Origin of the sequence: Mesorhizobium sp. LNHC229A00 (assembly GCF_000502415.1) — a bacterium.
Lineage (GTDB): Bacteria > Pseudomonadota > Alphaproteobacteria > Rhizobiales > Rhizobiaceae > Mesorhizobium.
The window spans coordinates 209853-233497 of sequence record NZ_AYWQ01000002.1 but is presented as its reverse complement, the minus strand read 5'-3'; the positions used below and the strand labels follow the sequence as shown (position 1 = coordinate 233497).

Annotated in this window: 23 protein-coding genes and 1 pseudogene; 10 read left to right on the top strand and 14 right to left on the bottom strand. The window is 63.9% G+C overall.

Annotated elements, in window-relative coordinates; all coding sequences use genetic code 11:
• Positions 1 to 35 precede the first annotated feature (35 nt).
• The 3 genes and pseudogenes from X742_RS165235 to X742_RS01000000169610 form a co-directional block, all read right to left on the bottom strand.
• Complete coding sequence (locus X742_RS165235; protein WP_023770322.1) at positions 36 to 1124, bottom strand: hypothetical protein; 1089 nt, start codon at positions 1122 to 1124, stop codon at positions 36 to 38.
• Positions 1125 to 1443: 319 nt separating this feature from the next.
• Positions 1444 to 1833: a cytochrome c family protein gene (locus tag X742_RS165240; protein ID WP_023770321.1), complete on the bottom strand. Its 390-nt coding sequence runs from the start codon at positions 1831 to 1833 to the stop codon at positions 1444 to 1446.
• Positions 1834 to 1962: 129 nt separating this feature from the next.
• A pseudogene (locus X742_RS01000000169610) lies at positions 1963 to 2543 on the bottom strand (thymidine kinase).
• Between the two features lie 262 nt (positions 2544 to 2805).
• On the opposite strand from X742_RS01000000169610, the gene X742_RS165245 reads away from it, so the two are divergent.
• The 3 genes from X742_RS165245 (at position 2806) to choV (ending at position 5910) form a co-directional block, all read left to right on the top strand.
• Positions 2806 to 3741 carry a choline ABC transporter substrate-binding protein gene (locus tag X742_RS165245; protein ID WP_023770320.1) on the top strand — a complete coding sequence of 312 codons (936 nt, stop codon included), beginning with the start codon at positions 2806 to 2808 and terminating at the stop codon, positions 3739 to 3741.
• A gap of 136 nt (positions 3742 to 3877) precedes the next feature.
• Positions 3878 to 4732 (top strand): choline ABC transporter permease subunit, encoded by an 855-nt coding sequence (gene choW, locus X742_RS165250; protein ID WP_023770319.1) that lies wholly within the window; start codon positions 3878 to 3880, stop codon positions 4730 to 4732.
• Entirely contained in the window at positions 4729 to 5910 is a 1182-nt protein-coding gene (choV, locus tag X742_RS165255; protein ID WP_023770318.1) for a choline ABC transporter ATP-binding protein, read from the top strand. Before choW ends, choV begins: the two co-directional genes overlap by 4 nt.
• 107 nt (positions 5911 to 6017) lie before the next feature.
• Here the strand turns inward: choV and X742_RS165260 are convergent, their stop codons facing one another.
• The gene (locus tag X742_RS165260; protein ID WP_023770317.1) at positions 6018 to 7427 is read right to left on the bottom strand and encodes an ATP-binding protein; all 1410 of its coding nucleotides are present in this window, start codon (positions 7425 to 7427) and stop codon (positions 6018 to 6020) included.
• Positions 7424 to 8140: a response regulator transcription factor gene (locus X742_RS165265; RefSeq protein ID WP_023770316.1), complete on the bottom strand. Its 717-nt coding sequence runs from the start codon at positions 8138 to 8140 to the stop codon at positions 7424 to 7426. The genes X742_RS165260 and X742_RS165265 overlap by 4 nt, the downstream gene beginning before the upstream one ends.
• Before the next feature lie 279 nt (positions 8141 to 8419).
• Here X742_RS165265 and X742_RS165270 point away from each other — a divergent pair, with 279 nt between their 5' ends.
• The 4 genes from X742_RS165270 (at position 8420) to clpS (ending at position 9968) form a co-directional block, all read left to right on the top strand.
• On the top strand, positions 8420 to 8719 hold the full coding sequence (locus X742_RS165270) for a hypothetical protein (protein WP_023770315.1): 300 nt from the start codon (positions 8420 to 8422) through the stop codon (positions 8717 to 8719).
• 38 nt (positions 8720 to 8757) lie between these two features.
• Entirely contained in the window at positions 8758 to 9051 is a 294-nt protein-coding gene (locus tag X742_RS165275) for a hypothetical protein (protein WP_023770314.1), read from the top strand.
• Positions 9052 to 9217: 166 nt separating this feature from the next.
• The gene (locus X742_RS165280; RefSeq protein ID WP_023770313.1) at positions 9218 to 9532 is read left to right on the top strand and encodes a hypothetical protein; all 315 of its coding nucleotides are present in this window, start codon (positions 9218 to 9220) and stop codon (positions 9530 to 9532) included.
• Between the two features lie 130 nt (positions 9533 to 9662).
• Positions 9663 to 9968: an ATP-dependent Clp protease adapter ClpS gene (gene clpS, locus X742_RS165285; RefSeq protein ID WP_023770312.1), complete on the top strand. Its 306-nt coding sequence runs from the start codon at positions 9663 to 9665 to the stop codon at positions 9966 to 9968.
• A 97-nt stretch (positions 9969 to 10065) separates the two neighbouring features.
• Here the strand turns inward: clpS and X742_RS165290 are convergent, their stop codons facing one another.
• From X742_RS165290 to X742_RS165305, 4 genes are read right to left on the bottom strand one after another with little or no spacing between them, the layout of a single operon-like run.
• Positions 10066 to 12138 (bottom strand): membrane protein, encoded by a 2073-nt coding sequence (locus X742_RS165290; RefSeq protein ID WP_023770311.1) that lies wholly within the window; start codon positions 12136 to 12138, stop codon positions 10066 to 10068.
• Positions 12139 to 12195: 57 nt separating this feature from the next.
• Entirely contained in the window at positions 12196 to 15018 is a 2823-nt protein-coding gene (locus X742_RS165295; protein WP_023770310.1) for a DUF4159 domain-containing protein, read from the bottom strand.
• Positions 15015 to 15980: a DUF58 domain-containing protein gene (locus X742_RS165300; protein ID WP_023770309.1), complete on the bottom strand. Its 966-nt coding sequence runs from the start codon at positions 15978 to 15980 to the stop codon at positions 15015 to 15017. Before X742_RS165300 ends, X742_RS165295 begins: the two co-directional genes overlap by 4 nt.
• Entirely contained in the window at positions 15980 to 16984 is a 1005-nt protein-coding gene (locus tag X742_RS165305) for a MoxR family ATPase (RefSeq protein WP_023770308.1), read from the bottom strand. The genes X742_RS165300 and X742_RS165305 overlap by 1 nt, the downstream gene beginning before the upstream one ends.
• Positions 16985 to 17142: 158 nt before the next feature.
• Here X742_RS165305 and X742_RS165310 point away from each other — a divergent pair, with 158 nt between their 5' ends.
• The 3 genes from X742_RS165310 to X742_RS165320 are packed head-to-tail and all read left to right on the top strand — an operon-like array spanning position 17143 to position 19663.
• Positions 17143 to 17772 carry a DUF1285 domain-containing protein gene (locus X742_RS165310; RefSeq protein WP_023770307.1) on the top strand — a complete coding sequence of 210 codons (630 nt, stop codon included), beginning with the start codon at positions 17143 to 17145 and terminating at the stop codon, positions 17770 to 17772.
• Complete coding sequence (locus X742_RS165315; RefSeq protein WP_023770306.1) at positions 17772 to 18404, top strand: CoA pyrophosphatase; 633 nt, start codon at positions 17772 to 17774, stop codon at positions 18402 to 18404. The genes X742_RS165310 and X742_RS165315 overlap by 1 nt, the downstream gene beginning before the upstream one ends.
• The gene (locus X742_RS165320; RefSeq protein ID WP_023770305.1) at positions 18401 to 19663 is read left to right on the top strand and encodes a CCA tRNA nucleotidyltransferase; all 1263 of its coding nucleotides are present in this window, start codon (positions 18401 to 18403) and stop codon (positions 19661 to 19663) included. Before X742_RS165315 ends, X742_RS165320 begins: the two co-directional genes overlap by 4 nt.
• 49 nt (positions 19664 to 19712) lie before the next feature.
• Here X742_RS165320 and X742_RS1000000172040 read toward each other — a convergent pair whose 3' ends face one another.
• From X742_RS1000000172040 to hemF, 5 genes are all read right to left on the bottom strand, one after another.
• The gene (locus tag X742_RS1000000172040) at positions 19713 to 20774 is read right to left on the bottom strand and encodes a S8/S53 family peptidase (protein ID WP_023770304.1); all 1062 of its coding nucleotides are present in this window, start codon (positions 20772 to 20774) and stop codon (positions 19713 to 19715) included.
• Between the two features lie 86 nt (positions 20775 to 20860).
• Positions 20861 to 21439: a hypothetical protein gene (locus X742_RS165325; RefSeq protein WP_031247653.1), complete on the bottom strand. Its 579-nt coding sequence runs from the start codon at positions 21437 to 21439 to the stop codon at positions 20861 to 20863.
• 248 nt (positions 21440 to 21687) lie between these two features.
• Positions 21688 to 21873 (bottom strand): DUF1059 domain-containing protein, encoded by a 186-nt coding sequence (locus X742_RS165330; RefSeq protein WP_023770302.1) that lies wholly within the window; start codon positions 21871 to 21873, stop codon positions 21688 to 21690.
• Between the two features lie 186 nt (positions 21874 to 22059).
• A complete protein-coding gene (locus X742_RS165335; RefSeq protein WP_023770301.1) occupies positions 22060 to 22320 on the bottom strand; it encodes a DUF1344 domain-containing protein in 261 nt (86 codons plus the stop codon).
• A 297-nt stretch (positions 22321 to 22617) separates the two neighbouring features.
• Positions 22618 to 23532, bottom strand: coding sequence for an oxygen-dependent coproporphyrinogen oxidase (gene hemF, locus X742_RS165340; protein ID WP_023770300.1), 915 nt, complete (start codon positions 23530 to 23532; stop codon positions 22618 to 22620).
• Positions 23533 to 23645 lie beyond the last annotated feature (113 nt).

The following is a 23645-nucleotide window of genomic DNA, read 5'->3' as shown; positions in this document are numbered from 1 at the left end:
CAGTCCTGGGATTGTCGCACCGGTGCGCGCGGCAATTATGACTGCACGTAGTTGGCCGAATTGTGCTTCTTCAGCACCTCGTCGAAGCGGCGGGCAAAGGCATCGTCGGCCAGCTTCTTGCGGCGCTGGATGTCGGCGCTGGCGACCATGTTCTTTTCGTGCATCTCCAAGAGATCGCCGATGTGCTTCTGCGAGGCGGCGCCGATGCCGGCCATGGTTTCCTCGGCCGTGTTGTCGACCTGGCTGCCCAGCGTGTTGATCTTGTGGGCAACGTCCTGCTGGGCGGCGGTCTTCAGCGAGTCCTCGAGCGCCTTGTAGAGCACGATGCGCTGTTCGGTATCGATGGTCAGCTTGTTGATCAGCGTCGACTGCGCGGCGATCTGGTTGTTGAGCGAATCCACGAAGGTCTGGAACATCGAGGTATAGCGCTCCAGCGTCTGGCTTTCGGCCAGCAGTTCCTGTTCCTTGGCCTGCTTTTCATTGTATTCGGTGGCGAGCTTGGAACGCTCGCCCTCGAGCTGCGTGCGGTCCTTCTGGCTGGTCGAGGCGGCGATCCTGTTTTCGATGTCGAGCAGCATCGGATTGAGCTCCTCGATGCGCTTCTGCACGGTTTCGAGGTTGGTCATGGTGGTCTTGCGGCGCTCGATCACCTGCGACAGGCTGGCCTCGGAGGTCTTGTAGCGATGGTCGAGAATTTCCTTCTGCGCCTTCAATATGCCGACGATGGTATCGGACTTGGCCAGCAGCTCCTGCAGGTTGCCGGCGAGCGACATGTTGCGGACGCGATCGGTGCGCATGCGCTGCTTGCGCTGCGCCGAAAAAACGCCGACGAAGTTTTCCCAGCCGGTATAGTTCTTCATGCTCTCGAACTCGGCGCCGAAGACGTTGGTGGCGTCCTCCAGCCCGATGATCAGGTCGGCGATGTTGCCTTCCATCACCTTCTGCTGTTTCAGTACATCCTCGATGCGGGCGTTCTCGATGTCGAAATTGGCGTCGCCGATCTTCTTGTCGGCGGTTGCGAGCGTGTCGAGCACGGTTCCGGATTGCTCGATCTTGGTGCGCATGTCCTGGACGACCTGCTTGGTCTTGGCAATTTCGGCATCGAAATTCTGCAATGTCGCCATAGGCGCCTCCCGCTTCGGCTTCCGCTCGCTGGTTGCGAACAGCGGCGAATATATGTGGGGTATCCGGGGATTGAAAGACGTGAAGACAGTGCACGACGCGAAAACAAATATCCGGCCGAACCCTTGAAAGCCAATGGAGCCGTGGTCATGGCGTGATCAACTGGCAGGCCGAACCTTGTTCAGCTGATTTTGAACTTTGATGCCGGCAAAGCAATCAGTCCACGCGGAAGCGAATGGCTCCTAACCCCGACAACAACTGGCCATTTGCAGCCCCACACGGCGGCGCAAGTCCGCCCGTCCGACGACGAACGGCGTCTGCTCAGGGCTTGGGGTCGGCCTTCAGATAGGCGATGACGTTGGCGATGTCGTCGTCATTGTTGAGGCCGCCAAAGGCCATCCTGTTGCCGGGCACCTTCAGCTTTGGCGATCTGAGGTATTCGGCAAGATTTGCCTCGTCCCAGACGAGACCGGCAGCCCCCGCGCTTTTCATGGCGTCCGAATAATGGCCGAGGAAGCTTTCGGCGGTTCCCGCCTTGCGGCCGACGACGCCCATCAAATGCGGGCCGACCTTGTCGCGGTCGGTCGCCGCCTCATGGCAGGCCATGCATCGGTTAAAAACATGTTTGCCCAGCACAGGGTCGCCCCCGGCCTGGGCGGTAACGGAGGTGGCAAGCAGAAGAAGGCTGGCGGACAAGACGGCTCGAAGCATGGCTAACCCCGGGAAGCTCTGACTGAGGACGGGAAAATAGGGCGCTGACCTTAACAAAGGCACCATAGAACGGCGCGACTGCAAGGGGTGGCAGCCGGCTACCAGACGCCGACGCCCCAGCGAGCCACTTCAGCGGCTGATAAAGCCGATGAAGTCGTCGGGGGCCGCGCGGCCCATTTCCTCTTCCCAATGCCGACGGCAGAGCGAGACGTAGACGTCCTTGCCGATCGCCACCTGTTCGCCCTGCCGGGCCACCTTGCCGTCGGGACCGAGGCGCACGACCATCGTCGCCTTGCGGCCGCAGCGGCAGATGGTGCGCACTTCGCGCAGATCGTCGGCGATCGCCAGCAGCGCGCGCGAGCCGGGAAACAGCTTGCCCTGAAAATCGGTGCGCAGGCCATAGCACATGACCGGGATGTTGAGCCGGTCGGCGATGCGGGCAAGCTGCCAGACCTGCTCCTCCTCCAGGAACTGCGCCTCGTCGACAAAGACGCAATGTACCGCCGTGTGCTGGTGATGCTCGGCGACGCGGGCGAACAGGTCGTCGCCGTCGCGGAACATCTCGGCTTCCGTTTCCAGACCGATGNGTAGTGGCCGGCGACGAACAGCATCGTCGTCATGCCGCGCTCGCGGTAATTGTACGACGCCTGCAACAGCATGGTCGTCTTGCCGGCATTCATCGTCGCGTAGTGGAAGTAAAGCTTGGCCATGCCGCCCTTTTAAGCCGACTTGCCACGCCTCGGGGAGGGGCCGGCGCCGCATTCCCCTGAAAAAGCCGCCGTTGCCGAGCCAGATTGGGCTTGGGCTCGGCACGGAAAGCGTCAGCGGTGTCGCTGATGGGCCAGCCAGCGCCGTTGATCGTGATTGTCTTAGCGCTTGAAACCACTCCAGAATGGTGTTTGGCTGACGAAACAAGGCGGGCACAAAAAACGTAACTTCGCGTCGCCAAAGAATCGAAATGGGAGAATACAGATGTCGCGTATGAATTCCTTCGTAGCCGGCCTAGGCTTGGCCGCTTACCTGTCCACGAGCGCCGCCTTCGCGGGCGATCCGGCAAGCTGCAAGGCGGTTCGCCTCTCCGATGTCGGCTGGACCGACATCCAGGCCACCACCGGGCTGGCCTCGGTGCTGCTCACCGCGCTCGGCTACGAGCCGCAGGTGATCCAGCTCTCGGTTCCGGTGACCTATGCGTCGCTGAAGAACAAGGACCTCGACGTCTTCCTCGGCAACTGGATGCCGTCGATGACCAATGACATCAAGGACTATACGGCCGACGGTTCGGTCGAGACCGTCAGCCAGAACCTGGCCGGCGCCGGTTACGGCATCGTCGTGCCGACCTATGTCGCGGATGCCGGCGTCAAGTCGCTGACCGACCTCGGCAAGTTCAAGGACAAGTTCAATGGCAAGATCTACGGCATCGAGGCCGGCAATGACGGCAATCGCATCATCCTCGACATGATCAAGAACCCGAAGGACAACCTCGACGGGTTCGAACTGGTCGAATCCTCGGAGGCCGGCATGCTGACGCAGGCCGAGCAGTCGATGAAGAGCAATGAGTGGATCGCCTTCCTCGGCTGGACGCCGCATCCGGTGATGGGCGCCATGAAGATCACCTATCTCGACGGCATGGGCGACAGCGGCTTCGGCGCGGCCACCGTCTCGACCAATGTGCGCAAGGGCTACATGACCGAGTGCCCGAATGTCGGCAAGTTCATCGCCAACCTGAAGTTCAATCTGGATATGGAAGGCCAGATGATGGACGCCATCCTGAAGGGCAGCGATGCCAACAAGGTTGCAACCGACTGGTTGAAGAAAAACCCGGATGCGGTCAAGCCCTGGATCGCCGGCGTGACCACCTTCGACGGCGGCGACGCGGCGGCGGCGGTCAAGACCGCGCTCGGAAGCTGAGCCGACTTTTGATTTCGGCGTGACCGAAACAGAGGGCAGCCTTTGTGGAAAAGGCTGCCCTTTTTCGTATCCTGTGACAAGATGACGTCGCGACAGTACGGGGCCGAAGGCAGAGCTCTGGCAAACGAGGGGTGAGATGGATCCGATTTCCAAGTTCATGGTCGATCACAAGATCCCGATCGGCGCCTGGGGAAAGGCGTTCTTCGGCTTCCTTACCGACAATTTCGACACGGTCTTCAGGGCTTTCTCGAATGGCCTCAATTTCCTGCTCGACGGGCTGGTCAACATTCTGCTGATGGTGCCGCCGGTGGTGCTCGCTTTGGTGATTGCCGTCATCGCCTGGCTGCTGCAGCGTTCGCGGCCGCTAGCCATCGGCGTTTTCCTCGGGCTGATCTTCATCATCAACCAGAACCTTTGGAAACAGACGGTGCAGACGCTGGTGCTGGTTGTCGCGGCGGCGGCGGCGGCGATGGCGATCGGCGTGCCGCTCGGCATCTGGGCCGCGCACAAGCCGAAGGTCTATCGCATCATGCTGCCGGTGCTCGATCTGATGCAGACGCTGCCGACCTTCGTCTACCTGATCCCGGTGCTGACGCTGTTCGGTCTTGGCAACGCGCCCGGCCTGATCGTCACCATCATCTTCGTCATCCCGACCGCGGTCCGGCTCACCCATCTCGGCGTCGTCTCGGTACCGAAGTCGATCATCGAGGCCGGCGAGGCCTTCGGCGCCACCAAGAGCCAGCTGTTGTGGAAGGTCGAGCTGCCCTCGGCGCTGCCCACCATCATGGCGGGTTTGACGCAGTCGATCATGCTGTCGCTGTCGATGGTAGTGTTCGCGGCCCTGATCGGCGCCGGCGGGCTCGGCACGGAAATCAACCGGGCGCTCGGTTCGCGCCGCATCGATCTGGGCCTTGAGGCCGGTCTCGCCATCGTCGTGCTCGCCATCGTGCTCGACCGGATGACCCGCATTGGCGTTGGAGGCAAGAAATGACCGTCGCCGTCGATTTCAGGAATGTCGATATCGTCTTCGGCGCCGACCAGGCCGGCTCGCTGGCGATGATCGACAACGGCGCCACCCGGGCCGAAATACTCGAGAAGACTGGCAATGTGCTCGGCTGCGCCGGCGCCAGCCTCACCGTGCATGAAGGCGAGATCTCGGTGCTGATGGGCCTGTCCGGTTCGGGCAAGTCGACGCTGCTTCGCGCGGTCAACCGGCTCAACGTGGTGTCGCGCGGCCAGGTGCTGGTCAAGGACGGTGACCGCACGGTCGATGTCGTCACCTGCGACGAGCCGACCTTGCGGCGGCTGCGGCAGAAGCAGGTGGCGATGGTGTTCCAGCAGTTCGGCCTGCTGCCATGGCGCACGGTGGAGGAGAATGTCGGCCTCGGCCTCGAACTCGCCGGGGTGCCGGATGCAGAGCGCAAGGAGCGGGTGCATCGCCAGCTCAAGCTGGTCAATCTCGACCAATGGTCGAACAAATACGCCCATGAGCTGTCGGGCGGCATGCAGCAGCGCGTCGGCCTGGCACGTGCCTTCGCCACCGAGGCGCCTATCCTGTTGATGGACGAGCCGTTCTCGGCCCTCGACCCGCTGATCCGCACCAAGCTGCAGGACGAACTCTTGCAGCTGCAGGCGGAATTGAAGAAGACCATCATCTTCGTCAGCCACGATCTCGAGGAGGCGCTGAAGATCGGCAGCCACATCACCATCATGGAGGGCGGCCGTATTGTCCAGACCGGCGCACCGGAAGACATCGTGCTGCGCCCAGCCAACGACTATGTCCGCGACTTTATCGCCAATGTGAACCCGCTCTCGGTGCTGACCGCCTGGAACGTGATGCGCGACCGCCGCGATCTCGAACAGGGCAAGGACGGCTGGGTGTGGCTCGACCGGCGCAAGACGACGCGCTTCAAGATCGACGAGCACGGGCTGGTGGCGGCGGCCGAGCGCGATGGCAAGCCGGCCGTGTGGGTGTCCTGCGCCGATGTCGAGAGCCAGCCGGAGGAGTTGGCGCAGGTGTTCTGGGCCAATCCCGGCACCTCGCTCAAGACCGTGATGCTGGCCATGCACCGGTCGCAGACCGCACCCGTGGCGCTGTTCGACGACCAGTCGCGCTTCGTCGGCGCGATCGGCATTCGCGATGTGCTGAGCGCGGTGCTGCGGCGCTGATGCATGTCGCCCAACCGTGACCTCGGTTTGGGAAGACATGCACAAAAACAAAGACTAAAGCGCGTCGCCTGATCCGCTTCGGCGCGATGCGCTTAGGCGGCTATGTCCTAAACCGCCATCGGCAGGCGCAACTCCGTCAGCAGGCCGCCGTCCGGATGGTTGGACAGGCGCACTTCACCGCCCGCCGCGCGCGCGATGTTGCGGGCAATGGTCAGCCCAAGCCCGAGGCCGCCGGTCTGGCGGTTGCGGGACTGTTCGAGGCGGACGAAGGAGCCGAAGACGGCGTCGATCTGGGCCTGGGGAATGCCCGGTCCCTCGTCACGGATGGCGAGCGTGATCGTGCGGTCCAAGCGGCTGAGGCTGAGATGCGCCTGCTTGCCGTAGGTGACGGCATTCTGCACCAGATTGGTGACACAGCGCTTGAGCGCCACAGGCCGCGCCATGCAGATCAGGCCGCGCGGGCGGATGTCGTCATTGTCGAAGGACACCGTCTCGTAGCTGTCGGCGACCGATTCAACGAGCGACCAGAAATCGATCCGTTCGGCCTTCTCTTCCGTGACCTCGAATTTGGCGAAGTCTATCACCGAACTCGCGATGCTTTCGATGTCGGCGAGATCGTGGGCGAGGGCCTGGCGCGCCGGTGATCTGCGCAACAGCTCCAGGCGCAGCCGCATCCTGGTCATCGGCGTGCGCAGGTCGTGCGCGAGGGCCGCCGCCAGGTGCTCACGATCCTCGACATATTCGCGCAGCCTCCCCTGCATGGCGTTGATCGCCTTGGCGGCGGCGCGCACCTCGCGGCTGCCGCTCTCGGCGATCGGCGGGCTCTTGAGGTCGTTGCCGATCCGGTTGACGGCGGTTTCCATCATCCGGTAGGGCGCGGTCAGCCGGCGCAGCGACCAGATCGACATGATCACCACCAGCCCCGCGATCAGCGAATAGAGCGGCAGGCTATCGACGCTCAGGATCGGGCCGACGGGCGTGATCGGTTCGGTGAAATTCAGCCATTGGCCGTCGGCGAAGCGCAGCGAAGCCGTCAGCTTGTCGCTCTGGGCGAAATCGGCGGCCAGCACCAGAAGATCCCGCTCGACCTGGCCGATCTCGGGTCCCGGCGCCACGCCGCCGGCATCGTCGGCTTCGCGCGTCGCCGGATCGCGCCGCACGCGCGCGTCGGTGATGCCGAACTTGGACAGTCGGCCGACGAGGATGTCTTCGAGTTCGGCCAGTTCGTCGTCGCCGGCGATCGAGGAGGTGACGGCGGGCGTGTCCGAGACGGTGAGCGCGTAGGTGGAGTTGAAAAGCCCGGTCGCCGTCGCCTTGCGCTCGTCCGGCGTGGCGTCGTGCATCAGCTGCACGAGCGAGAAGGCGCGGTCGTTGAGGCGGTAAAGGTCGACCACGTCATTGGCGGCGGCGCGGTCGCGCGATACGATATACAGCGTCGCGACCTGACTGATCAACAGGCCGGCAATGACGATCAGCAGCACCCAGACAGGCAAGGTCTGCGGCAGGAAACGTCTCATTCGGAGGTCGTCTCGGGCAGGAACTGATAGCCGCCGCTGCGCACGGTGAGGATCAGTTTGGGCGTCTTGGGATCATCTTCCATCTTGCGCCGCAGCCTGGAGACAAGGATGTCGATGCTGCGATCGAAGGAATAGTCACTGTCGCCGCCGGAGAGTTCAATGAGCTGATCGCGGGTCAGCACGCGCTGGGCGCTCTTGACGAAGGTCTGCAGGAGGTTGAACTCAGCCATGGTCAGTTCGACCCTGACGTCGTCAGGCGCGGTCAGCCGCCGCCGCGAGCAGTCCATCGTCCAGCCGGCGAAGTGGTAAATCTGCTTGGTGGTGGCGCGCTTGGGCTCGGCGGCGCCATTGCGCCGCAGCACGGCGCGGATGCGGGCCAGCAATTCGCGCGGGTCGAAGGGTTTGGGCACATAGTCGTCGGCGCCCATCTCGAGCCCGACGACGCGGTCAGTCGTCTCGGTGACGGCGGTCAGCATGATGATCGGCGTCGAATACTGGGCGCGGATGTCGCGGCACAGTTCCAGCCCGCTCCTGCCGGGCAGCATCACGTCGAGCACGATCAGATCCACCTGCGTGCGGCGCAGGATGGTTTCCATCTCGGTGCCGTCGGCGGCAACCGAGGTGTGCAGGCCCCGCTTCTGGAAGAACTCCTGAAGCAGGTCGCGGATGCCCTTGTCGTCGTCGACGATGAGTATGTGTGTCTCGGATTTCACAGCTGCCCTGTCTGGTTTGCCGGCCACGCCATCCTTGGCTGGTGAGCCACACGATAGAATTCGGGCCGTATGTTGGCCAGTGCCTTGCTTTTCAAGGAAAAATGAATACCGCCTTCTCCACATGAAGCAACGGCCAGATTGGAGTGGCCTGGCCAGACACAATCCAGAAACAAAATTCTACAATCCGGAAAAACTCCTGAAAAGGTAGGCCGGCATAACGGTGCCGTGGCGGTCAGGTCATCGGCTGCGACGCTAGTCTCCGGGTTAACGGATAAACCGATGCCAAGATTGTCGATCAGTTCGTTGGGAGTTTTGCTGGGCCTTGGCCTGCTCACTGCCGCTGTCGGCCAATCCGATGCAAAGGCGCCGCTGACCCGGAGCGAACGGTGCGCCAATCTCAGCCACCAATTTGATGAAGCCCTCGCAACCCATGCCACGGCAACGCAGGTCACCGCGGCAAAGGCACTTCAGAGAAAGGGTAACCGGTACTGCGCCGCCAAGAAACAGGCGCAGGGCATCCGGATGCTCGCCAATGCTTTGAAGCTGCTTGGAGTGACACCGAACGACCCGGTCCAGTGACACTCAAAACGACCCGTACAAAAAAGGAAAACGAAGCCATGAAGAAATCCCTCCTGTCCGCCCTTGGTCTCGCCGTCGCTCTCGCCTTCTCGATGCCCGTTCTCGGCAACGCTGCCGCGACCACGACCGCTGCCCCGGCCGCTGCCACCACGACCACCGCTCCGGCTGCTGCCGCGACGACCACCGCTCCGGCCATGGCTGCTCCGAAGAAGGTCGCCAAGAAGACCGTCTGCAAGGTGACCAAGAAGCACAAGTGCCCGGTCAAGAAGGCCCCCGCGATGGCGGCTCCCGCGAAGGCGGCCCCCGCGAAGGCTGCTGCCAAGAAGCCCTGATCAGCTTCGAGGTTAGTTCTAGCAAGGCCGCCCCAGCCGCAAACCGGCTGGGGCGGCCTTCTGCCAAGGGCACGGTCGGTCGATGAGCTGACGCCGGCGGCTTCCAGCCACGTATCTCGATCGTGCTTAACCCGTTTGCAATGCCGGCCCTGTAGGACCAATCCGCATGAAGAAGCGGCTTTCGTCCATTTTTCGCTCCATGGTGATCGGCGGCCTGGTTGCCACCGGCGTCGCCAGGGTGCTGATTCTGCTCACCGCCAGCCCCGTGCCGGACCCTGCAAGCGGGCGCACCGAGCCTTCGCTGTTCGCACCGGCGATTTCCAGCAACTGGGATTACATCACGCCGGTGCAGGCCTGGCTTTTGATCGTGCTCGCCGGCGTGACGCTGATCTGCGTTGCCGGATGGCCGATCGCGGCATGGCTGGAACGCCGGGCCGATGGGGACGAAACGCGCCGCGTCTTCGGCCGTCAGGGCCGTTGAACCGCGACCGACAATTCCCCACATGATCCTGGGAGGACCGGGCCCGCCCGCCGACGGTCAGTAAATGGACGATCACTGCCGCCCGCGGAAAAATGCGGACTTAAGCTGATCGCGAAAACAGTCGGTTCGAATGCCTGAAATCACCACAAAACCGCGCACCAAGGTCAAGCCACGGACAGAGCGGCCGAAGCTCTACAAGGTCATTCTCGTCAATGACGATTTCACGCCGCGCGAATTCGTGGTGACGGTGCTGAAAGGCGAGTTCAAGCTCTCAGAGGACCAGGCGCACCGGGTCATGATCACCGCGCACCAGCGTGGCGTCTGCGTGGTCGCGGTCTTCACCAGGGATGTCGCCGAGACCAAGGCGACGCGGGCCACCGACGCCGGCAAGGCCAAGGGCTACCCACTGCTGTTCACGACGGAACCAGAGGAGTGAGGAGGGGCTCGTCATAGTCTGGTTTCGACAATTGGCGAAACCATTCGCGACAGCGTCTTTCTCACCGTATACGGGGAGAAAGAAAGAGCGCACCGCTCTACCGTCCCTCGCGGTACCACATCGAACCCATCGCCAGGAGCAACAGGCCGAGGCCGAGGAAGCCGCCGAACAGCGGCACGCGCGACACGGCCTTGAGCACACTGTCGTCGGTGGTGCGCAGGCCGATCCAGTCGCTGCCCGACGCCTCGCCGGCCGAGCGCACCGGCACGATGGAAGGCAGCGTCACGTCGCTGGCCGTGGCGGACGCCAGCCGGCGCACGCTGCCGCCGGTGGCTTCCGCCGGCGCCTTCAGCCGCTCCTGCGTGGAGACGACGTCGGCGAATTCCGGAGCGTTGACCGGTCCGACATGGGCAAGCGCGGTGAGATCGCCATTGGCAACCTGGAAGAGGCCGATCTCGCTGGTCTGGACGCTGCCGAGGAAGACGCCGGGCTCGGACCTGTCGAGCTTGACGGTGAGCGTCTTGCCGGAGGGGGTGATGATCTGCGCCGGGCCCGGATCGTCGGCCATGGTTTGGCGGCGGATCTCCAGCACCATGCCGCGTCCTTCGGCGGTCAGCCGCTCTTCCTCGAGCTCGGGCTCCTTCATCAGCCAGTGGGCGATGCGCCGGTAGAGCTGGACATGCGGGCCACCGCCCTCGAAGCCGCGCGCCCACAGCCAGCCCTGGTCGGACAGAAGCATGCCGACGCGGCCTTCACCCTTGCGGTCGAGCAAAAGCAGCGGCCGGTTATCGGCGCCCTTCATCACCACTTCGCCCTGCGGATTCTGCACGCCGATGGTGCGGAACCAGCGGCTCCAGTGCGGCGGCTCGGTGGCCGAACCGTCGAGGCCACGCGTCACCGGGTGACGCTGACCGAGTTCGGTGAGGCGGGGATAAAAGGCCTTGTCGACAACCTCGCCGGTCGGCATGGCCGGCAGCGCCGACATTAGCGGCGTGCGTGCGATCGAAGCCTCGCCGGCATATTCGGGACCGGCGGCGATCAGCAGCGCGCCGCCCTTTTCGACATATTCGGAGATGTAGTCGTAATAGAGGATCGGCAGCACGTCGCGGTGCTGGTAGCGGTCGAAGATAATCAGGTCGAAATCCTTGATCTTTTCGACGAACAGCTCGCGGGTCGGGAAGGCAATCAGCGACAATTCGTTGATCGGCGTGCCGTCCTGCTTCTCCGGCGGCCGCAGGATGGTGAAATGGACGAGATCGACCGAGGCGTCGGATTTCAACAGATTGCGCCAGGTGCGCTCGCCCGCGTGCGGTTCGCCCGAAACGAGCAGAACGCGCAGGTTCTCGCGGATGCCGTCGACCAGCGCGATGGCGCGGTTGTTGGTGTCGGTCAGTTCGCCCGGTTCGCGGTCGATGGCCAGTTCGACGATATTGCGCCCAGCACCCGGGATGGTCACCTGCAGCGGCATGGCCTGGCCGACCGTGGCATGCTCGACCGAAACCTGCTCGCCATTGACCGAGACGCGCACATCGACCGGTCCGGTCTCGTTTTCGGTCGAGATGACGCGATAGCTCATGTCGAGCGGCTTGCCGACAAGGCCGAAACGCGGCGCGTTCTCGAAACGTATGCGGCGGTCCTTCTCATGGTCGTTGCCGGTGATCAGGGCATGCAGCGGGGCGTTGAACTCGGGCGTGCCCGACGGCGTGTCATGCACCTCGCCGTCGGTGATCATGATAGCGCCGCCAATGCGCGAGGGCGGCACGTCGCGGAAGGCGCCTTCCAGCGCGCCGAACAGCCGCGTTTCCGTGCGCTCCTCGGCGGCGTCGGATTTGCCGGCCTCGACGACACGGACGTCGAACTGCTTGAAGCGGCCAAGACGCTGCTGCAGCCCGGCCACGGCCTCGTCGGTCTGCCTGGTGCGGTCGCCAATGTCCTGGCTCTGGCTGCGGTCGACGACCAGCGCGACGACGCTTCTCAGCGGCTCGCGCTCCTCGTTGAGGAATACGGGGTTGAAGAGGGCGGCGGCGAGCGCCAGCAGGGCAACCAGGCGCAGGACCGCGCCGCGCTGGCGAAACCACAGGCCGACGAGCGCCAGCAGCGCCAAGGGTACCAGCACCAGGGCCAGCAGCGGCCAGGATAGAAGCGGTTCGAAGGAGATCGACCAGTTCATGCTTCATCCCCTCCGTTGTGGAGAGAGTTGACCGCCGTGGGGGGCAAGAACGTCATCCTACTGCCCCAGCCGTTCGAGCAGGATGGGAACATGCACCTGGTCGGATTTGTAGTTGCCGGTCAGCATGTACATCATGATGTTGACGCCGGCGCGCAGCGCGTAGACCCGCTGCATCGGATCGTTCGGTATGGTCGGCAGCAGCGGGTCGCCATTCTCGTCGACCGCCCAGGCACCGGCGAAATCATTGGCGGTGATCATGATCGGCGATACGCCGTCGCCGGTGCGCACCGGCCGGTTGTCGGCATTGCTGGCATCGAGCGATGCCTCGACCCAGAGCGGGCTGCCGGCGAAGCGGCCGGGAAACTCGGGCAGGATGAAGAAGGATTTGGTCAGCACATGGTCCGACGGCACCGGCTCCAGTGGCGGCACGTTGAGGTTGCCGAGGATGTCGCGCAGCCGCTCGGTCGCCGGGCTGGTGGAATCGGCGCCGATGCCGTTGGCGAACTGGTCGCGGGTGTCGAACAGCACGGTGCCGCCCTGCTGCATATAGGCGTCGATGCGGGCGATCGCGGCCGGGCTCGGCATCGGTGCCGCCGGATCGACGGGCCAATAGATCAGGGGATAGAAGGACAGTTCGTCCTTCGAAATGTCGACGCCGGCCGGTGCGCCCGGTTCGAGTGCCGTCTTCTCGATAAGGAAGCGGGTCAGACCCTCGAGCCCGGCGCGGCTGATCGAATCGACACCCGGGACGCCGGTCAGCACATAGGCGATGCGGGTTTTTGAAATCGCCTCGATAGCAACCTGATCGCCCGGCTTGGCATCATCGGCGCGCGCGATATCGGCATGGCCGAACAATGCGCCAAGCGCGATCAGCACGGCGGCCGTGGTCGCGGCCGCACCGGCACGGCGCGGCCGGCGCGAAAACAGGCCGCCCATCCACAACACCGCCAGCGTGTCGAGCAGCATCAGCAACAGAGCCGCCGCGACCAGCGCGCCCTTCAGGTTGCGCGATTCATCGAAGGCGTACTGGACGGTGGTAACAGGCACCGTCACTTGCGGGCGCGCCAGCGGGGCGAAGGTGCTTGAGGCGTCGAGCAGATTGTGGGCGAAGACGCCGGTCTCCGAGCCATAGAGGCCAGGCGGGTTCTCGAAGGTGACCGGCAGTGGTCCCGCGCCCGGCACCAGCGGCCTTGCATCCGGTGTCGGCGGCACCAGCGAGCCGTCGGCCGCGATCATCCGATAGGGTGCCAGCGACGTCGCGGCGGCTTCGGCATTGGCGATCGCCGCGCCCTGGTTGCGCGACAATTGCACGATGCGGCGCAGCATCTCCACGAAGCTGCCCGAGATCGGCAGGTTCGACCACGTCGCCTCGGGCGTGACATGGAACAGCACCAGCGTGCCCTTGCCCTTCTTCAGCCCGGTCACCAGTGGCGTGCCGTCGGCAAGGGCCGCCCAGGTGCGCTCAACGATGTCGGGTGTCGGTTCGGCCAGCACCTGCCTGGTCACCGTGACCTCGGTCGGCGGCGCCAGGTCGGCGAAGGGGCCGGCCTTGGGAAATTCGGTGACTGGCTGCGGCGAGGTCCATGACAGCGCGCCGCCGAGCGAACGCTCGCCGGTGCGCAGGCGGACCGGCAGCAAATCGTCGTCATTGCCGGCGGCGGCCAGCCGCGAGCCGGCGAAACGCACGAGCGTGCCGCCATTGTCGACCCAGTCGACCAGTCTTTGCCGGACCTGTGCGGGAATGGTGCCGATATCGGCCATGACGATCATCGCCGGCTTCTGGTCGAGGATCTGCGGGATGGCGTCGGCGAGATCGGCGCTGGAGGGCTCGACCAGATCGGCGAAGGGCTGCAGCGCGCGCTTGATGTAGTAGAGCGGCGACAGAAGTGGCTGCGCCTGGTCGGCTTCGGCTTGCGACAACAGCCCGACGCGGCGGCGTTTGGAGCTTTCGTCGAGCACGCGCACGGCACCCGCATGCCGTTCGCCATCGAGCGCGATCGAGGCGAAGTCGTTGCGCAATTCGAACGGCACCGCCATGGTGCCGGTGGCCGTGGCTTCGCCCGGCGCGAAGGTCAGGGTCGCATCGGCGATGCGGCGGCCCTTGTCGTCGAATGCGCCGGCGGTGACCTGCGCCGGGGCGGGATCGCCGGGCGCGCGGATAGCGGTCAAACCAAAGCCATCAACCTGGTTTTCGGCTAATGTCAGGCCAGTCAGCGACAGCCGGTCGGCCACCGCCCAGACGATGCGGGCGGCATTTTTCGACAACAGCGTGTTGAAGGCGGCCTCGTCGCCCTTTGCCGCTAGGCCATCGGCCAGCACGGCGACGCTGGCGCCGGGCATGGTTTCCAGCATGCCGGCGACGCGGGCATAGACGGCGGGCCGGTCGGTGGGGATCGGCCGCGGCTTGGCGGCGCGCAGCCGGTCGAGCGCGGCGGCGGCATCGAAGGGGCCGATCTCGGCATTGGGCTTTTCGGCGGTGAAGGCGACGACAACAGGCACGCCGTTCGAGCCGGCGTCGTTGATCAGCCGCTCGGCGGTGGCGACGCGCTTGTTCCAGTCGGCGGCGCTTGCCCAATCATTGTCGATGACCAGGGCAAGGGCGGCACCCTCGGCCGGCAGCTTTTCGCGCGGGTTGAACACCGGTTCGGCCAATGCCGCGACGACGAGGGCGGCCATCAGCAGCCTGAGCAGCGTCAGCCACCAGGGGCTGCGCCGCGGGGTTTCCTCACGCCTGAGCACACGGGCCAGGATCTTGAGCGGCGGGAACACCTCGGTCCGCGGCTTTGGCGGGGTGAGCCTCAGCAGCCACCAGATCACCGGCAGCGCCAGCAGGCCCCACAGCACCATGGGGGCGCCGAAGGAGAGCGGCAGCCAGCTCATGCGACCGCCTTTCCAGGCTGATCGCCCTTGGCGATCAGCCTGGGCTGATCGCCGGCAATCATCCCGGTATGCCCGCCATCGGCGGTCATCGCCATGTGCAGGCGCACCAACGCGTCGGACGCGAGTCGGTCGGTGTGGTTGACGGTAAAGCTCCAGCCAAGCCGCTTGCACCAGCCGGCCAGCTCCTGGCGGCGAGCGGTATAGAGCAGGCGGTATTCATCGGCCAACATCTCGGCGCGGCCGGCGGTCAGCTTGTCGCCGGTCTCGGGATCGGTGAACTCGGTGCGGCCGGCATAGGGGAAGGTTTCCTCGGCAGGGTCGGCGACTTCGATCAGATGGGCGCGCACGCCATGGCGGGCGAGCACGTCGAGCCAGGCCATGGTTTCCTCGACAGGGTCGAGGAAATCGCTGGCGATGACGATGTCGCAGAAGCGCCTGATGTCGGAGAGATCGGGTTTTGCCGGCAGTTCGCCGGCATGCATGAGCTGGGCGGCGATGCGCTCGGCGCCGTTGCGGGCGGTGAATGGATCGGTCAGATCAGGCCAGGCGATGCGTTCGCCGCTGCGTGACAAAAGCTCGGCCATGGCCAAGGTCAGCACCAGCGCGCGCGATTGCTTGGAAACGCCGGCTCCCGTCGATTTGTAGAGCATGGACGGCGAGGGGTCGGCCCACAGCCAGACGGTGTGGGCGGCTTCCCATTCGCGGTCGCGCACATAGGTGTGGTCGTCGCGGGCCGAGCGGCGCCAGTCGATGCGCGAGGCGTCGCCTTCGACATAGGGCCGGAACTGCCAGAAATTCTCGCCGATGCCGCGCTTGCGGCGGCCATGCCAGCCGGCGATCACGGTGTTGACGATACGGCGTGCCTCGACCAGCAGGTCGGGAACCAGCGAAGCCCGCAACCGGCCTCGGGCGAGCGCATCGCGCGTCGCTGCCGGGGCCTGGACTTCGCCGATAGGCGCCATCAAATGCCTTTCACAAGCTTTGCCACCACGTCGCGCACGCTGGTGCCCTCCGCGCGGGCGGCGAAGGTCAGCGCCATGCGATGCTGCAGCACCGGTTCGGCCAGCGCCCTGACATCGTCGACCGAGGGGGCCAGTCGTCCGTCGTAGAGCGCGCGGGCCCTGGTGCACAGCATCAGGGCCTGGCTGGCGCGCGGGCCCGGGCCCCAGGCGACATGCTTGTCTGTGTCGGCATTGCCCTGGCCCGGACGCGCCGAGCGCACCAGGGTAAGGATCGCCTCGACGACGCTTTCGGGTACCGGCATGCGGCGGATCAGCGTCTGGATCTCCTTCAGCCGCGCTGGCTGCAGCACGTTCTGGGCTTTCGCGTCCTCGACGCCGGTGGTTTCCAGCAGGATACGGCGCTCCGCCTCGATTTCGGGGTAGAGGATGTCGACCTGCATCAGGAAGCGGTCGAGCTGGGCTTCGGGCAGCGGGTAGGTGCCTTCCTGCTCCAGCGGGTTCTGCGTCGCAAGCACATGGAAGGGGGAAGGCAGGTCGTAGCGCGCGCCGGCAATGGTGACATGATATTCCTGCATCGCCTGCAGCAGCGCCGACTGCGTGCGGGGCGAGGCGCGGTTGATCTCGTCCGCCATCAGCAGCTGGGCGAAGATCGGCCCGGAAATGAAGCGGAACGAGCGCTTGCCGGTCTCGTCCTGCTCCATGACCTCGGAGCCGAGGATGTCGGACGGCATCAGGTCGGGCGTGAACTGGATGCGGCGCGAATCGAGCCCGAGCACGACGCCCAGCGTCTCCACCAGCTTGGTCTTGGCGAGGCCCGGCACACCGACCAGAAGCGCATGGCCGCCGGCCAGCAGCGCCACCAGCGTACGCTCGACGACGTTCTCCTGGCCAAAGATCACCCGGCCAACCCCGTCGCGGATCCTGGAGATGTCGGCAAGCGCCTTCTCGGCCTCGGCGACCATGTCCGTTTCGCTGATCGGGCTTTCCTTGACCATCACGCTCATGCCGCATCGATCCCTTCGGTTGGAAATGCCATGGTTTGGAAATGCTGGCCCGCACCATACCATAGGCTGCCGCGATTCGGCCTCGCGGGGCGCCTATGGTTGAACTTAAATCACAGACTTAGGCTGACAAGCGGAACAACAGTGACTATTTCGTGACGATGAGCGAACACCACGAACATCGCCAACAAAGCCTTACGCAGGCCACCGAGGCTCGGGGCCTCGAGGCGTTGATCTCGCGCGCGGCCCGCGCCGGCAAGGGCGCGGCGCCGGTCGAGCGCTGGAATCCCGACTTTTGCGGCGATCTCGACATGGAAATCAAGGCCGACGGCACCTGGTTTTACCTGGGCACGCCGATCGGCCGGATGCCGCTGGTGCAGCTTTTCTCCTCCGTGCTGCGCAAGGACGCCGACGGCAGGACCTATCTGGTGACGCCGGTAGAAAAAGTCGGCATCCGCGTCGCCGATGCGCCTTTCGTCGCCGTCGAGATCGATGTTTCGGGCGAAGGCGAGGATCAGGTCATCACCTTTCGCACCAATGTCGGCGACGTGATCGAGGCCGGACCGGAGCGGCCGCTGCGCTTCGTCGACGAGAACGGGACCGGCGGTTTGAAGCCCTATGTGCTGGTGCGCGGCAGGCTGGAGGCGCTTGTGGCGCGGCCGGTCATGTACGAGTTGGTCGGGCATGGCGAGGAGATCGAAATCGACGGCAGGACGATGTTTTCGGTGCGCTCCAAGAACGCCGTGTTTCCGATCATGCCGGCCGATCAGTTGAAGCGGTTGAGCGCATGATGGACCAGGTCTCTCCGGCGCCGTTTTCGTCGGCGGATTTTCGCGCGCGCTTTGCCGCGCAGCCGGAGGCGCATGCCGGGGGCGACTATGGCGATCACCGCTTCAATCCCGGCCATCCGCGCCTTAACCCTGGCAAGCCGCTGCGCAACGCTGCCGTGCTGGTTCCGGTGGTCGACCATGACGGCGAGGCGACGGTTCTGCTGACCAAACGAGCCGAAAAACTCCGCAATCATTCCGGGCAAGTGGCTTTCCCGGGCGGCACGATCGATGCGACCGACGCAAGCCCGGAGGCGGCGGCGCTGCGCGAGACCTTCGAGGAGATCGGCCTTGGCAAGGATCGCATCGAGATCATCGGCCGGATGCCCGATTACGTCGCCGGCAGCGGCTATCGCATCGCGCCGGTGCTTGGCATCGTGCGCCCACATTTCCAGCTCACCCTGAACGCCGATGAGGTCGACGCCGCCTTTGAAGTGCCGCTGCGCTTCCTGATGGACGCGGCCAACCACAAGCGCGACAGCCGCATGTGGAACGATCTCGAATGGTTCTTCTATGACATGCCCTATGGCGACCGGCGCATCTGGGGTGTCACCGCCGGGATCATCCGTACGCTGTATGAAAGGCTCTATGCGTGAGTGTTTCGATCGCGGGCAGGGCGGACTGGCTCTTCGACAAGCATCTGCAGCGCCTGCTTGGCGCGCTCACCGAAGGCGGTGAAGAGGCGCGCATCGCCGGCGGCGCCGTACGCAACGTGCTGATGGGCCAGCCTGTCACCGACATCGACATAGCAACCTCTTGCCTGCCGCGGGAAACCATCCGCCGCGCCGAGGCGGAAGGGTTCAAAGCGGTGCCGACCGGTATCGAGCATGGCACCATCACCGTGGTTGCCGATGGTAAACCCTATGAAATCACCACCTTGCGCGCCGATGTCGAGACCGATGGCCGTCGCGCCAAGGTGTCGTTCGGGCGCGACTGGAAGCTCGACGCCGAGCGGCGCGACTTCACCATCAACGCGCTTTACGCGGAGGCCGATGGCCGCGTTGTCGACCTTGTCGGCGGCATCGCCGACATCGAGGCACACCGGCTGCGCTTCATCGGCGACCCGGAGGCGCGCATCCGCGAGGATTATCTGCGCATCCTGCGCTTCTTCCGCTTCTTCGCCTGGTATGGCGAAGGCCGGCCCGACGCCGAGGGGCTGAAGGCCTGCGCCCGGCTGAAGGAAGGCCTCGCCCAACTCTCGGCGGAGCGCATCTGGTCCGAACTGAAAAAGCTTTTGTCCGCACCCGATCCCTCGCGGGCGCTGCTCTGGATGCGGCAGGCTGGTGTCTTGACCGCCGCGCTGTCGGAAAGCGACAAATGGGGCATCGATGCGATCCACGGATTGACCAGGGCCGAGAAGGACCTCGGCTGGGTAGTGGATCCGATGCTGCGGCTGGAGGCGATGGTGCCGCCGGATACGGCCCGCATGAAGGCGCTTGCGGAGCGGCTGAAATTCTCGACCGCTGAAGCGGATCGCCTGCGCCATTGGTCGATGGCAACGGCAGTCGAGCCGAAGACGACCGAGGGCGAATTGGCGAAGAGGCTCTATCGCGGTGACCGCCAAGGATTTGTCGACCGCCTGCGGCTTGCGCTTGCCGCGGCGCGGGTGCGGGCCGTCGAGGACAATGAAGCGCTGCTAGAAGCTGGCGGTTTTTCGCGCCTGCTTTCCTTTGTGCTCAAATGGAAAAAGCCCGAATTTCCCTTGCGAGGCGCCGATCTGACCGCGCTCGGCGCAACGCCAGGGCCGAAGCTCGGCGAAATCCTCAAGAACCTGGAAGCGGAATGGGTCGATGCGAGTTTTACGCCCGATCGCGACGCACTGATCAAGCGCGCCGCGGAGGCACTTGAAACGTAGGCCAGAACTGCTGGTCTTCGTCGCCGGTGTTGCCCGGCGGGCCGTGCCGCTACTTGATCGACAGCGGAGCGAGGGCACGCGAAAGGCTTGCCTCGCCCTTGCCATAGACCGAGGCGCTATAGTTGGCCAGCGTGTCGGTACGGGCCGTATTCAACAACTGGTTGGTGATCTGAGTCGGCGTTGCCTTGGTGAACTTGCTGCCCACGATGGCAGCGTAGCCGGCAACGATCGGCGCGGCGAAAGAGGTGCCGTAAAGGCCGGTCTTGTCCCCGGTGACACCCACGACCAGGAAATGGCTCTGCACAGCCTGGTTGGAGCCGGCGATGTTGGAGTACCAGGCCATGCTGGCCTTGTTCGACGGCGTGCCGTTGCTGTTGAGCGCGCCGACGAAAATCGCGGATGCCTTTCCGACCAGGGCAAGGTCAAGGTAATCCTGCTGGCCGCTGGTGACGCCGCCCACGGCAACCGCGTCGTTGCCGGCAGCCTTCGAAACCACGGCCGTTCCCCTGGTGGCATAGGAGATGATGGAGGCTTCCTCGGCGCTCCATCCGATCTGGTTGGGGCTATAACCCGCGTTGGCGTACATGCCATAGCTCAGATTGAGCACGTTCAGGCCCGGCGACAGCGCGACCGATGAACTGGTGGAAAAGTCTTTCGATCTGATGGTTGCCNGATTGAGCACGTTCAGGCCCGGCGACAGCGCGACCGATGAACTGGTGGAAAAGTCTTTCGATCTGATGGTTGCCAAGGGCGCAACCATGCTGGCTTCTTCGCGGGTCCATTCGCCGTGGCGCTGGGTCTGCGTGCCGATGCCGAAATTGCCGCTGAACTTCGATGTGCTGGAGAAATCGTCCACGATCGTGATGGTGACGCCTTGGCCCTTGTAACCCGCACGCCATGCGGCTCCGACATCCGGGCTCATCCAACTCTGCAAGGTCTGCAATGTGGCCGCCGGCAAGGTTGCGCTCAAGCATATGGAAGCGTTCGACTGACCGCCCCTGCAGAGCGCGGATAGCGGATCCGGACCGCCAGCTTCTTGAGCCGCCGCCATGGAAGCCGGCAGAATGGCGAGGGCCGTGGCGATACCGAACTTCCAACGTGCATTTGACATGATCTTACCCCGGTTCAAACAGAAGCTAGGATGGACGACCGCGAGTCTCCGAAGGCAACGCCACATCTCGTGCCTCGCCCTCGCGATCAGAAAGTAACACGGTAATTCAGCCAGAGATGCTGGCTCTCCGGTTTAGCGTTAACCAGAAATTTCAAGGTTTCCTCGGGCGCCATCTCGCCGGCGGCGAGCCGGCAATTGACGCCGTAGGTGCCCAGATCGCCATAATCGGCCTGGCAGGGCTTTTCGGTGAGCTTACCGCCGAAAGTAGTGGTGAACGACAGGGACAGTATGCTGTTCGCACTCGGATGTATCTGTGTGAGGAAACCAAGCTTGAGGCTGGGCTCGATCCGATACTTCTCGCCTTGTTCCCCGGTGCCGAACCCCCAAAGGATACCGGTGTCCTCCGTGATCTGCGTCATTAGGTCCACATGCGTGTCGACCCAGTTTGTTTGATACCACCGGTTGAACGATACCCGGCTTCCGGACTGCAACTCATATCCGCCGTCACTCAGGCCTCTTGCCTTGTCGCTGAGCGGCGAGCCTTGGTGGATGTCGATGAACGATGTCGTCATTTCCTGGGCAACCGCCTGTGGCGCGCCGAGGAGCGCCCACGGCAGGAGCGCCGTTGCGCACAAACTCGCGCGATTGCCGGACTTTTCGCGCATCCGCGAAACACCTCGCCCTATCGAGTCCGGACCAGTGCCTGACGGCGACGGGCTTCTCTGGCAGCCCCTGTAGTCTGGATATCAATCTGACGATCGCACGGGTTCGGTTACCGCACAGTTTATTTAGCTGAAGCAAATATGATTTTTTGAGGCGCGGGCCGCATGTGTCGAAATAAGCCAGGTACGACGCGCGTTACCCGCGTGCCACCGCGGTTCTTTTGCTGATATCGACAGCCCGCGCGCGCGCCCTACGCCGCGTCGCGGGCCTTCTCAATTCGGGAGCGGATAGCCTCGATCATCGTCTCGCGGATGGTCGTTTCGCCATGTGTCTCGCGCATATGCTCGACGGCACGGCGCATCACTTCGGCCTCCTCACCGGCACGGGTATGCCACTCACAGCCGGGAACCAGCGACCCGCAGTGAAATTCCTTCATCGGATTTCTCCTTTTCCTCCGTGGAGCCTGCGAGGCCCCGGTACTTTTTTGGCCCATGATCCGACTTTTCCGATCATGGGCGGGGTGAAAACCATAACACAGATGGTGGGATATTGGTTGCGGTCAACGGTGAAAAGGCGGAGCAGCACTGCTCCGCCCTCTTACGCTAGCCCAGCGGGCAGGCCGTCACTTCACGATCTTGACTGCCTCGGCAACTTTGTCCTTGCCGCTCATGTCCCAAGAAATTCTGACCTTCTCGCCGACCTTCAGGCCAGGATCCTTGAAGGTTTGGGGAAGCGTAAAAGACGATCCATTGTCGAGAACCAGGCTCTTGGCCGTCGCATCGAAGCTCTTGACCGTTCCGGTGGTGTGCTTGACGGCGGCGAACGCCACCGAACCGGAAGCAAGAAGGGCAGCCGCGGCAGCGGAAACAATGATCTTTCTCATGCTGATATACTCCTGGGAAAGCGGCCATCCTTTGACGAAGATGATCCGCATCGTCTTCGGGCCGTCCGGTCGCGTCGAGTCGCGGTTCGCCTGTTCCGACGCAATTCCGAAGGGAAAACCGCATTTTCCTGGAATTGCCCTCAGGCAAACCACCGGCGCTTCCCGACCCGAATGCGACAAATAACCCAGTTTTTTCAGATGGATATTAGACGAAAAAGATATTCATTGTGTCACATTCCGCGCCCAGATTCGAACAATGGGACATCAATGCGGCCTCACATCGCGCTCACAATTTTTTTATGGCCAACGCACCTCGGGCGGCAGGCTGGACAGGATCGAGGCGACATTGCCGCCGGTCTTGAGCCCGAAGATGGTGCCGCGATCGTGAAGAAGGTTGAATTCGACATAGCGGCCGCGTCGAACGAGCTGTTCGTCGCGGTCGCCATCGGTCCAGTTCTCGTTGAAGTTGGCGCGCACGAGGTGACCGTAGACCACGAGAAAAGAACGCCCGACATCCTGGACGAAGTTGAAATTGGCATTCCAGCCACCCTTCTCTTCTTCCGGATGCAGGTAGTCGAAGAAGATGCCGCCTGTGCCGCGCGGCTCGTTGCGGTGCGGCAGGAAGAAGTACTCGTCGCACCAGGCCTTGAATGTCGGATAGTCGGCGACGGCGGCATTCTTTTCGCAAGCGAATTGCATGGCACGCTGGAAGGCTATCGTGTCGGGATCGTCCTGCGTGCGGCGGCGGTCGAGCACCGGCGTCAGGTCGGCGCCGCCGCCGAACCACTGGCGCGAGGTCACCACCATGCGGGTGTTCATATGCACGGCCGGAACGTTGGGGTTCCATGGGTGCGCGATCAGTGAAATGCCCGATGCCCAGAAGCGCGGGTCTTCCTCGGCGCCGGGCATCTGCTTCCTGAACTCGGGCGAGAACTCGCCATAAACGGTCGAAGTGTGGACGCCGACCTTCTCGAAGACGCGGCCGTGCATCATCGACATGGTGCCGCCGCCGCCCTTGCCGTGATCGCGCTCCCAGGGCGTCTTTTCGAAACGGCCCGGTGACCACGAAGCCAGCGGCCCGCCGAGATCCTGCTCGATATGCTCGAAAGCGCCACAGATGCGCTCGCGCAGCGCCTCGAACCAAAGCCGGGCCTTCATCTTCTTTTCTTCGATGTCGGCGGGCAGCCCCGCCGGTATTTCAGGTCGTTCCAAGTGCCGTCTCCGGTTGCGGGGCGGTGAGTCGACAAAAGACTCGTCTTTTCCGGGCGCGATCCCTAATCTCTTAAGGGACAGGGTCAAGTCACTTTGGTTTCGCGCATGATCCT